Source organism: Labrys sp. KB_33_2, from assembly GCF_052114505.1.
Classification (GTDB): Bacteria; Pseudomonadota; Alphaproteobacteria; order Rhizobiales; family Labraceae; genus Labrys.
On sequence record NZ_JBFREW010000002.1, the window covers coordinates 485,719 to 500,112 of the forward strand.

General features: G+C 62.5%; 16 protein-coding genes and 1 pseudogene. 3 read left to right on the plus strand and 14 right to left on the minus strand.

The window, feature by feature from the left end; all coding sequences use genetic code 11:
- Positions 1 to 230 precede the first annotated feature (230 nt).
- The 6 genes from pobA to pcaD form a co-directional block, all read right to left on the minus strand.
- The gene (pobA, locus tag AB4037_RS05520) at positions 231 to 1,403 is read right to left on the minus strand and encodes a 4-hydroxybenzoate 3-monooxygenase (RefSeq protein ID WP_434960890.1); all 1,173 of its coding nucleotides are present in this window, start codon (positions 1,401 to 1,403) and stop codon (positions 231 to 233) included.
- Between the two features lie 81 nt (positions 1,404 to 1,484).
- On the minus strand, positions 1,485 to 2,549 hold the full coding sequence (locus tag AB4037_RS05525; protein WP_441770815.1) for a 3-carboxy-cis,cis-muconate cycloisomerase: 1,065 nt from the start codon (positions 2,547 to 2,549) through the stop codon (positions 1,485 to 1,487).
- Positions 2,546 to 3,160: a protocatechuate 3,4-dioxygenase subunit alpha gene (pcaG, locus tag AB4037_RS05530; protein WP_434960892.1), complete on the minus strand. Its 615-nt coding sequence runs from the start codon at positions 3,158 to 3,160 to the stop codon at positions 2,546 to 2,548. The genes AB4037_RS05525 and pcaG overlap by 4 nt, the downstream gene beginning before the upstream one ends.
- Positions 3,160 to 3,912, minus strand: a complete 753-nt coding sequence (gene pcaH / locus AB4037_RS05535; RefSeq protein ID WP_434960893.1) for a protocatechuate 3,4-dioxygenase subunit beta — start codon at positions 3,910 to 3,912, stop codon at positions 3,160 to 3,162. The genes pcaG and pcaH overlap by 1 nt, the downstream gene beginning before the upstream one ends.
- Positions 3,902 to 4,318 carry a 4-carboxymuconolactone decarboxylase gene (gene pcaC / locus AB4037_RS05540; protein ID WP_434960894.1) on the minus strand — a complete coding sequence of 139 codons (417 nt, stop codon included), beginning with the start codon at positions 4,316 to 4,318 and terminating at the stop codon, positions 3,902 to 3,904. Before pcaC ends, pcaH begins: the two co-directional genes overlap by 11 nt.
- A gap of 7 nt (positions 4,319 to 4,325) precedes the next feature.
- Positions 4,326 to 5,123 (minus strand): 3-oxoadipate enol-lactonase, encoded by a 798-nt coding sequence (gene pcaD / locus AB4037_RS05545; RefSeq protein WP_441770816.1) that lies wholly within the window; start codon positions 5,121 to 5,123, stop codon positions 4,326 to 4,328.
- Positions 5,124 to 5,215: 92 nt separating this feature from the next.
- Between pcaD and pcaQ the strand changes: the two genes are divergently transcribed.
- On the plus strand, positions 5,216 to 6,133 hold the full coding sequence (gene pcaQ, locus AB4037_RS05550) for a pca operon transcription factor PcaQ (protein WP_441770817.1): 918 nt from the start codon (positions 5,216 to 5,218) through the stop codon (positions 6,131 to 6,133).
- Between the two features lie 185 nt (positions 6,134 to 6,318).
- Here pcaQ and AB4037_RS05555 read toward each other — a convergent pair whose 3' ends face one another.
- The 8 genes from AB4037_RS05555 to AB4037_RS05590 form a co-directional block, all read right to left on the minus strand.
- Positions 6,319 to 7,173: an alpha/beta fold hydrolase gene (locus AB4037_RS05555; RefSeq protein ID WP_434960897.1), complete on the minus strand. Its 855-nt coding sequence runs from the start codon at positions 7,171 to 7,173 to the stop codon at positions 6,319 to 6,321.
- Positions 7,166 to 7,366 (minus strand): FAD-dependent monooxygenase, encoded by a 201-nt coding sequence (locus tag AB4037_RS05560; protein ID WP_441770818.1) that lies wholly within the window; start codon positions 7,364 to 7,366, stop codon positions 7,166 to 7,168. Before AB4037_RS05560 ends, AB4037_RS05555 begins: the two co-directional genes overlap by 8 nt.
- Positions 7,367 to 7,532: 166 nt before the next feature.
- On the minus strand, positions 7,533 to 7,793 hold the full coding sequence (locus tag AB4037_RS05565) for a hypothetical protein (protein WP_434960899.1): 261 nt from the start codon (positions 7,791 to 7,793) through the stop codon (positions 7,533 to 7,535).
- Positions 7,794 to 8,384: 591 nt separating this feature from the next.
- A complete protein-coding gene (locus AB4037_RS05570) occupies positions 8,385 to 8,846 on the minus strand; it encodes a MucR family transcriptional regulator (protein WP_434960900.1) in 462 nt (153 codons plus the stop codon).
- A 361-nt stretch (positions 8,847 to 9,207) separates the two neighbouring features.
- Complete coding sequence (locus AB4037_RS05575; protein WP_441770819.1) at positions 9,208 to 9,696, minus strand: hypothetical protein; 489 nt, start codon at positions 9,694 to 9,696, stop codon at positions 9,208 to 9,210.
- 264 nt (positions 9,697 to 9,960) lie between these two features.
- A complete protein-coding gene (locus AB4037_RS05580; RefSeq protein ID WP_434960902.1) occupies positions 9,961 to 10,965 on the minus strand; it encodes a hypothetical protein in 1,005 nt (334 codons plus the stop codon).
- A gap of 335 nt (positions 10,966 to 11,300) precedes the next feature.
- Complete coding sequence (locus AB4037_RS05585; protein WP_434960903.1) at positions 11,301 to 11,510, minus strand: cold-shock protein; 210 nt, start codon at positions 11,508 to 11,510, stop codon at positions 11,301 to 11,303.
- A gap of 361 nt (positions 11,511 to 11,871) precedes the next feature.
- Complete coding sequence (locus tag AB4037_RS05590; RefSeq protein ID WP_441770820.1) at positions 11,872 to 12,786, minus strand: AraC family transcriptional regulator; 915 nt, start codon at positions 12,784 to 12,786, stop codon at positions 11,872 to 11,874.
- Positions 12,787 to 12,886: 100 nt separating this feature from the next.
- Between AB4037_RS05590 and AB4037_RS05595 the strand changes: the two genes are divergently transcribed.
- Positions 12,887 to 13,630 (plus strand): SDR family oxidoreductase, encoded by a 744-nt coding sequence (locus AB4037_RS05595; protein WP_441770821.1) that lies wholly within the window; start codon positions 12,887 to 12,889, stop codon positions 13,628 to 13,630.
- Positions 13,631 to 14,094: 464 nt separating this feature from the next.
- Positions 14,095 to 14,394 (plus strand): annotated as a pseudogene (locus AB4037_RS05600) (HlyD family secretion protein); the annotation flags it as partial.

The following is a 14,394-nucleotide window of genomic DNA, read 5'->3' on the forward strand; positions in this document are numbered from 1 at the left end:
GGTGTGAACGCTTGTTTGCTCTAACTCTTTGGTTCGGCGCGTCTTTGCGATTTGAAATGATACGATCAAATCACAAAACGCTTTGAAAGCCGGACCAGCACCTTTTGGGCACGCCGATCGCAGGCTTTCCATATTGGTCAAATGTGACGCGTTAATTGGTAATGTAAAATGAAAACAAACGCTCGAACCATAACCTGCAGGATATGTGACGGGCATGGGACTCCGAGATTTCAGTAGGGAAGACCGACATAGTTTTCGGCAAGTGCCGCTGACGCCATCTGTGAATGAACGAGATAATCGAGTTCGGCCTCCTGGATCCGTTGCCCGAAATCGTCCGTGTCCGGGAAGCGATGCAGCATCGTCGTCATCCACCATGAAAAACGCACTGCCTTCCATACGCGGGAAAGCGCCCGGCTCGAATAGACATCGATGCCAGCCGATGAATTCTCCCGATAGAATTCCCGCAACCCCCAATAGAGGTAGCGCACGTCGCTCGCGGCAAGATTGAGCCCCTTGGCCCCGGTGGGCGGCACGATATGGGCGGCGTCGCCAACCAGGAACAAGCGCCCGAAACGCATGGGCTCGGCGACGAAGGAGCGCAGCGGCGCAACCGATTTTTCGAAGGACGGTCCGGTGACGATGCCGGCGGCGGCCTCGGGCGGCAGGCGTAGGCGCAGTTCGTCCCAGAAACGATCGTCGCTCCAGTCCTCGATCCTGTCATCGAGCGGACATTGCACATAGTAACGGCTGCGATGAGCCGAACGCATCGAACAGAGCGCAAAACCCCGTGGGTGGTTGGCATAGATCAATTCATGACCGGCCGGCGGCACCTCGGCGAGAATGCCGAGCCAGCCGAAGGGATAGGCCCGCTCATAGGTCCTGATCGCGGTCGACGGCACCGATTTACGGCTGACACCATGGAAGCCGTCGCAGCCGGCAATGAGGTCGCAATCGATGCGATGGCCGGCACCGTCCTTCTCATAGGTGACGTAGGGCGCCTCGCCGCCGAAATCGTGGAGCTCGACATTGCCAGCCTCATAGATGGTGGTCAGGCCTGCAGCCTCGCGCTTGTCCATCAGGTCATGCGTCACCTCGGTCTGGCCGTAGACCATCACCCGCTTGCCGCCGGTCAGGGCTGCCAGGTCGATGCGGTGCAGCCGGCCGTCGAAAGCCAGGGAGATGCCGTCATGCGGCAGGCCTTCGGCATGCATGCGCTCGCCCGCCTTGGCTTCATCGATGAGATCCAGTGTGCCCTGCTCGAGCACGCCTGCACGCACGCGAGCGAGTACATGACCGCGGCTGGCACGTTCGAGGATGATGTTGGCGATGCCCTCATTGGCCAGCAACTGTCCAAGCAACAGGCCGGAAGGACCCGAACCGACGATGACCACCTGTGTGCGCATGTCCTGCCCTCATCGCCGCGAATTCCATGCCATCGGCAGGCTCGGGTCGGTTTTCGTTCCATTTCTGTTTCGGGATCGCGACTATCCGTCGGCCAGCACACCGATACTTTCGATCTGGGTGGCGAGTTCATCCGCCAACCGCAGCGACGCAGTGGCCGCCACGGCCATCTGTGGCAGAAGCAGCCATTCCAATGTCCACGCCGCGCCCGAGCGTTCCTGTTCGTGCAGCAAGGCCTGATGCATGCCGGCAAGCTGCGTGGCGTTGAAGCGAGCGAGCGTAACCAGCATCTCCGCCGCCACCGGATTTTGCTTGTGCGGCATGGCGGAGGATCCTCCGCCGGCGGACAAGCCAATCTCGCCGCCGTCCTGGGCCATCAGGGCGATATCCTGGCCGAATTTGCCGAGGCTTCCTGTGATCAGCGACAGCAGACCGGCGAAATCGGCAAGCCGGTCGCGCTGGCTGTGCCATTGCGGGGCATCACCGAGACCGAGGCGAGCGGCGAGCCCCGCCCGAACGGCAGCGGCCTTGGTCCCGAGCTTGTCCAGCGTGCCCGCGGCCCCGCCGAACTGCACTACCAGCAGCGCCGGCCGCATGGCTTCGAGCCGCTTCCTGTGCCGTTCCAGCGGTTCGCGCCAAGCCTGTATACGGTCGGCGACCGTAATTGGGATCGCCGCCTGCATGCGGGTACGGCCCATCAGCCTGCGGCTGCCGAATTCCAATTCCAGGCCAGCCAGTTTCGCGACCGCCTCGACCAACAGGTCATCCAGCCGCTGCACTATCGCCACCAGTCGCAACACCAGCGCGGTATCGATGACATCCTGGCTAGTGGCGCCGAAATGCAGCCTGTCGCCATGCGGCGTTCCAACCGCTTCACGCAATTGGCGCACCAACTCCGGCACGATGACGCCATCACTGGCAACGCCACGCCTGAGCGCCTCGAGATCGGGGACGAACGAGGCCAGGCCGGCGGCGATCGCCGCGGCGGCATCGGCTTCGATTACCCTCTCTTCGGCTTCCGCCTCGGCGAGGGCAAGCTCGAAAGCCAGCATCGCCGCCATCTCCACTTCGAAGGAGAACTGGCGTGCCGTTTCCTCATCGCCCAACAGGGAGGCAAGAACCGGATGATCGAGGGGCGAGACTGTCATATATCGAAGAACACTGTTTCCTGCTCGCCCTGCAGGTGGATGTCGAAGACATAGGGATCGCCTTCGCGCGCCGCGACGAGCGTGGCGACGCGATGGCGATGCTCGATGCGTGCCAGCACCGGGTCCTCGGCATTCGCCTCCGCTTCGTCGGCGAAATACATGCGGGTCTGCAAGCCGAGATTGATGCCGCGGGCAACGATCCACAAGGTGAGATGCGGCGCCATCAGGCGGCCATCCTTGAACGGCACCCGGCCCGGCTTGACCGTCTCGAACAGGCACTCACCCGTCGTCATATCCGTCGCCTTGCGGCCCCAGCCGGCAAAATTGGGATCGGCCTTGCCACGCCGTTCCGAAGGCGAATTGTAAAGGCCGGCGCTATCGGCCTGCCAGATCTCGACGAGCGCGTCCTTGAGCGGCGTCCCCAAGCCGTCGAGCACGCGCACCCGCACGCCGATGCGCTCGCCCTTGGTCGCGGCATTGACCATCACATCGCCGAGGTCGCGGTCATAGACGCCCGCTATCCCTGCGAAATTCGGTGTCAGCCCGATATGCACGTAAGGACCGGCGGTCTGCGAGGGGCTTTCCTTGAGGCGATCGAGAGCCTGAACCATCAATTGCCCTCCAGGCGGTTCTCGAACATCGCCGAGCGGCGACCGCGCAGCACGATGTCGAATTTATACGCACGGGCATCCATGGGGATGGTCGCCTGCATGTCGAGGGCTGCGATCAAGGTTTCGATACCAGCCCTGTCAGGGATCGTCTTCACGATCGGGCACAGCCAGATCAGCGGATCACCCTCGAAATACATCTGCGTGATCAGACGCTGGGCAAAGCCGTGGCCGAACACCGAGAAATGAATATGGGCGGGACGCCAGTCATTGACGCCATTCGGCCAGGGATAGGGACCGGGCTTGATGGTGCGGAAGGCATAGCCGCCGTCCACATCGGTGATGGTGCGGCCGCAGCCGCCGAAATTCGGGTCGAGTGCGGCGAGATAGCCTTCCTTCTTGTGCCGGTAGCGCCCGCCGGCATTGGCCTGCCAGAATTCGAGCAGTGCCCCCGGCACGCCCTTGCCGCGCTCATCCAGGACACGCCCATAGACAATGATGCGCTCGCCGATGGCGCTCTCGCCGGGCCTGGCGAAATTGTGGATGAGGTCGTCGTCGAGTGGGCCCAGCAGATCGTGGCCGAAAACCGGTCCCGTGATCTCGGACAGCGTATTGTCGAGCGACAGCAGCGCCTTCTGCGGCGAGCGCAGCACGGACGTCTTGTAGGGCGGCGTCAGGGCCGGCGGATGCCAGCTCCGGTCGCGCTGAAAGAAAGCGCCCGTCTCGGGCCGGAGGTCGGTGCGTTCAGCGGACATCGGATTTTCCGGCCTCCTCGTCCATCTGGGCAAACACCTGCTTGGCGATCTTGATGGCCCGGTTGGCTGCCGGCACGCCGGCATAAACGGCCACATGCAGGAAGGCTTCGCAGATATCCTCCCGCGTCGCGCCGGTATTGGCGGTTGCCCTGACATGCATGGCCACTTCCTCGTCATGGCCGAGTGCAGCCAGCAAAGCGAGGGTAACGATCGAGCGCTCCCGCTGCGTCCAGGTCGGGCGCGACCACACCGTGCCCCAGGCAGCCTCGGTGATCAGCTCCTGGAACGGACGGTCGAACGCGGTCGAGGCCCCCTCCGCATGATCGACATGGGCATCGCCGAGCACGGCGCGGCGAACGGCGAGGCCCTCGCGATATCTGGCCGAGCGTGGCGCCGAAACACTCATGGCAGGGTCACTCCGATGGCAAGCGTGCGAGAAACTGGGTGATGAGGGCAACGAGCACGGCCGGCTGCTCGATGCAGGGAATGTGGCCGGCGCCGGCGATGACCTCGAATTGCGAACCGGGGATGATATCGGCCATGGAACGCACCAGAGCCGGCGGCGTCGAACCATCCTGATCACCGACGATGCACAGTGTAGGAACGGCGATCGCCTCGGCGGTCCTGGTATAGTCGGCATCGCGGATCGCCGCGCAGGTCGCCGCATAGCCCGCAACGGGCTGACGGGCGAGCATGTTGCGGCAACCATCCAGCGCTGGCTTGCGCTCGGCATGAAAACGCGGCGTGAACCACAATTTCATCACGGTATCGGCGATCGCGGCGATCCCGCCCTTCTGAACAGCGGCGATGCGGCTGTTCCAGCCATCGGCGGTACCGATCTTATGCGCCGTGTCGCACAGCACCAGGCCCTTGACGATGCCGGGTCGGCGGCCGGCAAGGCCGAGCGCGATGAGGCCGCCGACGGAAAGGCCGCACAGCACCACTTCCTTAATGCCGAGATGATCGATCAGGCCAAGGAGATCGTCGACATGGTCCTCGATCGTATAGGGCGTGGGGCCGAGATCGGACAGGCCATGGCCGCGCTTGTCATAGGCGAGCGTGGCGATCGAGCCGTCGAACGCCCCGGCCACCTCGCTCCAGATGCGCAAATCCGTGCCGAGGGAATTGATGAAGACGAGGTGGGGTCGGCCCTGCCCGGCCGGTCTGCGATCGAAATGCAGCGTAATGCCGCCGATGGTGATGAACTGCACGGCCGTCTCCTCCCCGCGAAGATGGATGATGCAATTGGTTTGGTAAAATCATATTTTCTAGCGTTATCTTAACTGCTGGGTTATGGATCGCCATGATCGACAGCCGTGTCAAGTTCCGCCATCTTCAGACTTTCCTGGAAGTCGCGCGACAGAAAAGCGTGGTGAAGGCAGCCGGCGTGCTGCATGTCAGCCAGCCGGCGGTGACCAAGACGATCCGCGAGCTCGAGGAAGCCTTGGGCGTTTGCGTGTTCGAGCGGGACGGCCGTGGCATCAGGATAACCCGGACCGGCGAAGTGTTCATGCAGCATGCCGGCCTCGCCGTCAGCGCCCTCAGGCAAGGGATCGATTCCGTCGCCCTCGCCGGTGCCAAAGTGGGGCCGCCCCTTCGCATCGGAGCGCTGCCGACGGTCTCGGCCCATATCATGCCGCTCGCCATGCGGTTCTTCCTCAAGGAGGACACCGGCGTCACCGTCAAGATCGTCACCGGGGAAAACAGTGTCCTCCTGGAGCAGTTGCGCATCGGTGAGCTCGACCTCGTGGTCGGGCGCCTGGCGGCACCGGACAAGATGACCGGTTTTTTCTTCGAGCATCTCTATTCGGAACAGGTCGTGTTCGTGGTGCGGCCTGGACATCCGCTCCTCGACAGCGGCGGCAATCTGTTCGAGCAGATGAGCACCTATCCCGTGCTGATGCCGACGCGCGGCTCCGTCATCCGTCCCTTCGTGGAGCGTATCTTCATCGCCAATGGCATCGCGTCTGTTCCCACGGAAATCGAGACGGTGTCGGATTCCTTTGGCCGGGCTTTCGTGCGCCAGAGCGATGCGATCTGGGTCATCTCACACGGCGTGGTCAGCAACGACATCGAGGAAGCCACCCTGAGAGCCCTGGCCATCGAGACCAGCGACACGAAGGGACCGGTAGGCCTGACCATGCGCACCGACATGATTGCCCATCCCGCCTTCGCCATTCTGCTCAGGACCATCCGCGAGGCGGCCGGAAAGCTCGGCTGAAGCGCACTGCAACGGATTGCGATCCCGGCAAGCTCAAGAGATCACGCCCGATTCCTTCGCATCCTCGCTGTCGTCGTCTCGATCGCCATCGGCCTTGCGGGAAATACAGTGAAGTGAAGTGCATTTATTTCTGCTTCTGGCTTCACATATCGCAAATTAAGTGCACTTCACCGTAATTACTTAAGTCAGACTCTCGGTGGGCTAGTGAAGAAGCGCCGCAACTCGCTGGCGACCAATCTTGGCTTGCCGACATTGTCGGAGGCCATGTGGCCGATGCCCTTGAGTTCGACCCGCTCCGCCTGAGGCAACTCGTGCTGCAACGCGTCGAGCGCCATCGGCAGATAGGGATTGGAATTGTCACCGCCCATGAGCAGGACCGGCATGCGGATGGCGCCGAAGCGCTGAACCTGCCCGGCCGTGGCGGCGACCAGTTGCAGATCGTAGTGGACGGAGGGCACCAGTTCGCGGATCGCTGCCGCCTCTTCGCCGTCGCCGCGCAGCGCCATGCCCATCATCGGAGTCAGCAGCAGCCGGGGCAAGCCGGTGAACCAATCGCGTCGGTCGCCCGTCCCCTTCATCACCGTGACCATGGCGGCCGGCAAATTGCCGGCGGCAAGCTCGCGTTCATAGCGCGGCACAAAGTCCAGCGATGACAGTGTGCCGACCGGCAGCGGCGGCTCGTAGAGCGCAATTCTAGCGAGCGCCTGCGGCCGGTGCAGCGCCGTCCACAGCGTGGCGATGGCGCCCGAACTCAGCGCGAATACGTCGCGCGCGCCCGTTTGCGCCAGCACCGCCGACAGATCGTCGACCTCGGTCTCGATGCCGTAGTCCGGCCCCGGTGGGCCGCTGAGGCCACGTCCGCGCCGGTCAGGCAAATGCAGTGTGAAGCGATCGGCCAGCAACTCCCCCAACTGGGTGAAGTTGCGGCTGCTCTGCATGGCGCCTGCCAGCAGCACGAGGCTCGGGCCAGCGCCGACCTGCCTGTAACCGATGATCGTTCCATCGCGCGAGACAGCGTGACCCACGGTCCATTCAATCATGGCGTTTCTCCAAGCGCGCCGAGCCATAGGCATCGAGGCCGGTTGCGTTCGCCTCACCGCGCAGTACCGGCAGCAGGAGGCGCGCGAGCGCCGCGGCGCCGCCGAAGCCCTGGTCGAGTCCCTGCCCGCCGGCCGGTGAGTGGATGTGCGCTGCACCGCTCGCAGCTTGAACTCGCGGCTGAAACTTCGACATTCTTGGTCGGACATCCATTCTCCTAACGAGAACTGTCCCTATTTTGTCTGTCTCAGTCCAGGGGTTCACTCCAGTCGCAGATTGAGCGCGATAGCCGTAGTTACCAGCTTCGCCTGCGCACGCCGGAGCGACATTGCGATCCCGGCAGGCGTTACGAAATCACGCCCTATTCCTTCGTATCCTCGCTGTCGTCGTCGCCATCGGCCTTACGGCGTTCGATGACCGCCTGCACCTGCGTGAAATCGGAGGGCGCCATCGACAGGCCCTCGATCTTCTCGCTGCCGATCTGGCCGACGGTCGCCCTCAGCTCACGCACCGGCACGACCTGCACGTCACCGCCATGCAGCATGATCGCCACTGTTCCCGGCTCCACCAGATCGCTGGCGACAATGCCGAGACCGTTCAACAAGATTACCTCACCGGTCACGCATCACTCTCCCCTGAGCAGCTTTCTGTTGATCGAGCACAGGCGCGATCAACAGAAAGCTGCAAGACACCAGACATTGCAGGCGTTCCCGGCGAAGCTCGTCCATGTGCCATGCCGAAAAACCCTGCTTGGTCTCTCCATGCACGTAGCATAGGGGGATCGGGAAAGCGTACCAACCTTTTAAGACTGTCGCCTCGTGCCAAGCTGCCCAAGCATGGAAATCACCGCTGGTTGGCGGCCGACGACGAAATCGGCGAGAAACAGGCGATCGACGGCAAAGCCTCCCTCGCCCCGGCATTTTGCGATTCGGTGGAACCATCAGGGCCGGCAAGGGGCGCGCCAAAACAAGAAGCTGGAGCCAAAGCGCGTTTTCGAAAAATCGAACCTTGCTCCAACTCTTTGTTTCAACAGGTTTTCTTAATCGAGAAGCCTCGTGGCGTAGTTGCTCACGGTGGTGTCACCCCACCCATACCCTCGCCCCGTTCTTACAGCGAGAGGCCAGCCTTTGCTTTGCAAGGGCGAGGGGTGAGGAACAGTACGACCTCAACGGCAGGGGGTGAGCAGTTACTTATCGGCTTTCCCAAAAACGCCTTAGGCGTTGGCTTTCTTGGCCCTGCCGCGCGCGGTGCGGGCCGGGGCCTTCTCCTTGGTCTGGCGGCCCTGCTGACCCAGGCCAAGTTCCTTTGCCAGCCGGGAGCGATGAGCCGAATAGTTCGGCGCCACCATGGGATAATCGGCGGGCAGGCTCCATTTTTCCCGATATTGCTCGGGCGTCATGTCATAGGCGCTGCGCAGATGCCGGCTCAGCGACTTGAACTTGCGTCCATCTTCCAGGCAGATGATGAAGTCGGGTGTGATGGACTTCTTGATCGGTACTGCGGGCGTTGCCGCTACGGCGGCTTCGGCCGGTTTACCAGTATTCAGATCGCTCAGCCGCCCATGCACCGATTGTATCAGTTCGGAAAGGGACGAAGAGGAGACCTGATTGTTTGCGACGTAGGCAGAGACGATGTCGACCGTCAGGTCGACCAGTTTCGTGTCAGCTTCAAGCACGTTCAACCACTTTCATTGTTGTGTTGATTTCAAAGTGAGTGAAGTTTTCTTAGTGGCCGCAGCGTTGTGGACCCGATTGCTGCGGCGATTCAGAAATTCTCAAGCAAATTGCGACGCGTGTAAAGCCGGGTCGGGGAAGTCTTTGAACCTGTCCGCAGGCAACACCGACAGGGCCAACGATTCGACCGTATCGACCTTCGGACGCCATGCCCAAGACTGTCGATATGCTTGCGAAAAAGGCAGCCATCGGTGGTCGGCAGCGGCGATGGCAGCTACTCACCAGGATCGTGGCGCAAAGCAGCGGACCTCAGCCTCGCTCCCGGTCCGAGGTAAATCTTGGGCATGGCGAGGCCGGCTGGCGTCAGCGCTGGCAGCGCCAATAACGATGACCGTCTCTCGTATAATAGACGCGATGGCAGCCGACAGCACTCGCCGGCTTTCGCGTGGTCTGTCGGCGGTCTTCGCTGGGTGGCGCCGGGGGCGGCGTGGGTGGGGTGGCTGCGGTGGGTGGGGTTTCGGGGGCCTCCGCCGTCTCGATGGGGGCTGAACCGATCGGCAGCATCGCCTGCAGGGCGTGCAGGCGGATCCCCACGACCTTCGCGATCTGGCGGGCATCCTCCTCCTCGCAAGCGAGCCGGGTGAGTTGCGTGAGGGCGGACATCTGACCGATCACCAGGGCGGCCTGCACCGGCGCCACCGGCAGCGGCCCCCGCTCGATGCGCATGAAGTCCATATTGGCAGAGACCAATGCCCGCTTGATGTCGCTGCAACTGGCACCATCGGCCCAAGCCGGCGCGATGCCCAAGCAGGTGATCAGGCCGGCGCAAGACAAGGCGAAGGTAATCCTCATTGGTGAACTCTCCAGACCGGAGGGTGATATTGGCGACTTTCTCAAAGCCGTTCAATCGTCAGGCCACCATAACGGCGGCTATTCCTGGCAACTATGAGGCCGGTTCTGATCTTCGCCGCGGCAGATGAAGCCCACGCGGCGTCCCGAGACAAACGACCCGACGGAAAAGCCGCGGTTTGGGGGAGCCTCGCCCTCGGTCCCCAGAGGGCGAGGCTGCGCCGAGTTTTCCCGCGCTGTCGCGCGCACTTTACGTGGTGGTCGCGCTTATTCGCTGCCTTCGCAGATCGGGGTCGGCCGTGGCGGCGGCGCAGGGTGGTCGAGCTTGTATTGCGCCAAGACCGGCTCGAGCACTTGCCGCGACCAGTATTTGGGAGCCCCGATCTCCCTCAGGCAGGCAGCGTTCCAATAGAGGCCGGCGCGGGCAGGCGACTGCCCGGCCGCCACCGAGCGTGCGACATTGCTGACGTCGGCGGCTTCGGGATAGATGTAGAGCGTGGTCGGATAGTCCTTCACCATGGACAGGATCTGCTTCACGTCTCCGAGCGACCAACTGGTGCAGCCATTGCTGCGGCCGCCCGCATAATCCACCAGCTTGCCGAAGGGAACGTAACCATCCTGGTTCGCATAGGGGCTGCTCGGAGCCTTGCGCAAGCACACGCCCTTCAGGGCGACGGCGGCATGGCCGCCGATGGCGCGCTGGCGGGCGTTCGCGGTCTCGCCCACACCATCGAATTGGATGAAGGACCGCAGAAATGCCGCGTCCTGGTTTACGGCCACGCGATAATAGCCCTTGAACGAGGTTTTTGTCTCGGCAGTCACATAGGCGCCGCCCGTCGTCAGTTCCGAATCCTGCGCATTGCCGAAATGCCTCGCGCAGCGTCGTCCATTGGAGAAATCCGCCACGCCCCTCAGATTGCGGCCGCCACCATGCCCCGCCGAAATGGCCCGGAACGAGTGCTGGGATTCGCAGATGATGTAGAAGCGTCCGCCCGAGCTGCCGGGATCGTTGGGGCGCGTCGCATCCATGGCGAAATAGCAGGGATTGTTGACGGTTCCCTGGCTCGCCTTCTGAACATAGAGCGCTCGCGCCCTCTGCAGGACCGGCAGGGCAATCTGTCCCTGCCCCTCGCCGACATACGTCATCAACCAGCCGGGAATGCCGGCGGCCTGGCCAGCCGCCAAAGCCTCGAACGATCCCGCGCCGACAGCGGCGCCAAGAGACAGGCAGGTGATGCCCACGCCCTTCACCAGCCTGGATTTCAGTCGCACCGAGCCGATTTTCCTTGTGTAATGTGGTCCGAGGGCTGCTTTCAGGATCTCCATCCTGCGGATGGGAAGGGCCGCCTTGGGGGTATGCGCCGACCGAGCCATCGTAAGTTCTTTCCCTCTTTATCGCCGAACCGGCCCGCGAAGAAGGCGCGGCACGAGCAATGCGAAAGCCAGGCGAGCATGGCCATAATCCGCACGGGGTCAGGCTAGCCGGGAAGCGTTACGTTTCCTTTACCCACCTTGCATGTCGGCAGAGGACGGCAAATTGATGGAGAGCCGGCGTCCGGGTGCGAAGAAGTGAAGTTGCCCGCCAGATATTGGCGGCAGTGGATGCTTCAGCAACGCTTCAGCGCACCTGCTTTTGAGCTGCCGGTCTTGCGATCGACGACGAGCTCGAAGCTCACCTTCTGCCCCTCGTGCAGTTCGCCAAGCCCTGAGCGCGTCACGGCGGTAATATGAACGAAGATATCCCGACTGCCATTGTCCGGTGCGATGAAGCCGTACCCCTTGGCGGGATCGAACCATTTGACAGTACCAGTGCTCATGCTGAGCCTCCTCCCAGAGGCTTCAATCTCGGCTTTTGGCACCCGATGCGATTTCGAACTTTTGCCAAGGACACCGAGCTGTCCCGGAAACCCCGTTCATTCAAGCCGGTACAATGTCCTCGGCAGCCAGCTGGCAGGCTATTCCCAATGGCACAGGCGAGCGGGTCGCAGCCTCCGCCCTCAATGCACAAAGAGCCCGACGCTGTGAACGCCGGGCAAGGTCGTTTTCTTAGGACCGTGTCACCCGCCAGCTCCCCCTAAGGCAGGGGCTGGCAGTATCTCGACTGTCGCACGGCCTCGTGATTCCTCCGTGACTACGTCCATGGAGTACGGCGCGCTCGGGCCTGGCAAGCAGCCCCTTTCAGAGATGGCCCGATGGCCCATGCAGTCGGGCGTAATGGGCCGGCGGCAGACCGACATGCCGGGTGAAGGCGACACTGAACGTGCTCGCTGAACTATAGCCCACCCGTTCGGCGATCTCGGCGATGCCGCCCTCGCCGCGCCGCAACAGGGGCTTGGCCAGGGCCATGCGCCAGGCCAGCAGATATTCCATCGGCGCGACGCCGACCATGCGCTTGAACCGCTCGAAGAAAGCCGAACGGGACAGGGCCGCTTCCTGCGCCAATTGCACCACGGTCCACGGCCGGGCGGGATCTTCGTGCATGCGGCGGATCGCGGCCGTAAGGCGCCCGTCACCCAGGCCGCGCAGGAGTCCGGCGGAGGCAGCGGTCCGGGCCGTCGACCGCAGCGCTTCGATGAGAAGAACCTCCAGCAGCCGTGCCAGAATGACCTCGCGTGCGGGCCGCGTCCCTCGTGACTCCTCACCGACGAGTTGCACCAGGGTCGTAAGCCGGCTCTCTCCGCGCACATGGACGAGTTGCGGCAGCAGTGAAACCAGCAGGGCCGCATCGGGCGAAGCGAAATCGCAATAGCCTATCAACATCACGACATCGGGCGGGCCAGCGGGAAAGCCGAGCCTGAATTCGCCGTCGCCCAGGGCAATCGGCGTGCTGTCGATCGCGTCCGATACCATCGGGGCTTGACTCGACATGGTGAAGCCATGAGCCGCGGGAATCAGCATGAAATCGCCGGCCTGGAGATCGATCGGCTCCTGTCCATCGGCCACGAGGCGACATGCACCTTCAAGGATCGCGCAGTAGAATGGCCGGCCCGCTTCCGTTCGGCGGACACGCCAGGACCCTGCCGCGCCGACGACTTTCGAAAACCGGGCCTCAGGTTGAAGCAGCGTGACAATTTCGGTGAGCGGGTCGATCAAATCCGGACTTCTGCAAATGATATATGGACTTCTCATTGTAGCAAGTCCGAGAACGGCGATCTAGCTTTCCGACTCCGCCAACGAATTTGCGAAAGCCCCGATGAAAACCGTCCTGATTACCGGATGCTCGTCCGGATTCGGCCTCGAAACGGCCCGCTACTTCCTCGATCGCGACTGGAAGGTCATCGCCACGATGCGCACGCCCCGCGAGGAGATCCTGCCCCACTCCGAGCATATGCGCCTGCTCGCCCTCGACGTCACCGATCCCGACAGCATCAAACACGCTGTGACAGCCGCGGGGCCGATCGACGTCCTGGTCAACAATGCCGGGATCGGCGTTTTGAACGCCCTCGAAGGCACTTCCATGGCTGATATCCGCGAGGTCTTCGAGACGAATACGCTCGGCACCATCGCGGTGACGCAGGCCCTGCTGCCCCAGTTCAGGCAGCGCCGATCCGGCGTCATCGTAAACGTCACCTCCAGCGTGACATACAAGCCGTTTCCGCTGCTCGCCGTCTACAGCGCCAGCAAGGCGGCAGTGAACGCCTTCACGGAATCGCTGGCGCTTGAACTGCATCCCTTCGATATACGCGTCAGCCTGGTGCTGCCCGGGCGAGCGCCGGAGACCCGTTTCGGCGAAAACGCGCGAGCTCGCATGCAGGAAGGCATTCCCGAAGCCTATGCCGGCTTGGCGCAGAGCATCTTCGCCGAATGGGGGCAGACGTCCACGGCGACCCAGGCACAGGATGTTGCAGAAGCGGTGTGGCGCGCGGCGAACGATCCGTCCTGCCCCCTGCGCATCGCCGCGGGCGCCGATGCCGTGGCACTGGCCGGAACGAACTGAACCCGAGGAGCAACCACGCTCCCGTTCTCGCGGCGCCATAGCCTCATGGCTACGGGCCATTCGAGCTACAAGAACACTGAAGGCATTCCTGCCGCCTTCAGTGACCAGGCCAAAGCTGTTCACGACCGAACGCTGCCTTACTCCAACACTTTGCATCAGAACGTCTTGGAATTCTTGCCGATTCCGGTAATTCATAAAGCAGCATAGCACCTACCGGAATCAGGCACACATCGATAAATGCTTTGCTTTTCAGAAAACCAAGAAGGTATTATTCTGCTATTCATTGGTATAATATCGCTGTATCCTTTATTAACCATGCGTCGTGCACCTGAAATAAACGAGATAGGGAGCGTTTTTCACGTCACGATGCCGATCGGGGCTTGATCAATTCTGCAACTGCGCCCTAGATCGATGCTGGGATAATCGTCATTTCCAGGCCTTTCACCTGTTTGCGGGGGTGTTTCGTGGCAGCTGACACCAAGGGACGTGCTGTTTTCCGGTCGATCATCGGCATTGGYGCGCTGGCCGCGCTGGGCGCGGTGCTSTGGTTCGCGACGCGCCCTCCGCCGCTGATCGTGCAAGGRGAAGTCACCGCCAACCGGGTCGACATCAGTKCCCGGGTGGGCGGCCGCATCGCCAAGCTGGCCGTCGATGTCGGGGACAATGTCAAGCAAGGCGACGTGATCGCCCAATTGGAGAGCCCCCAGCTCGATGCCGGCCTGCTGGCAGCGCGGGCGGCCTTCAATGTCGCCAAGGCCGATTTC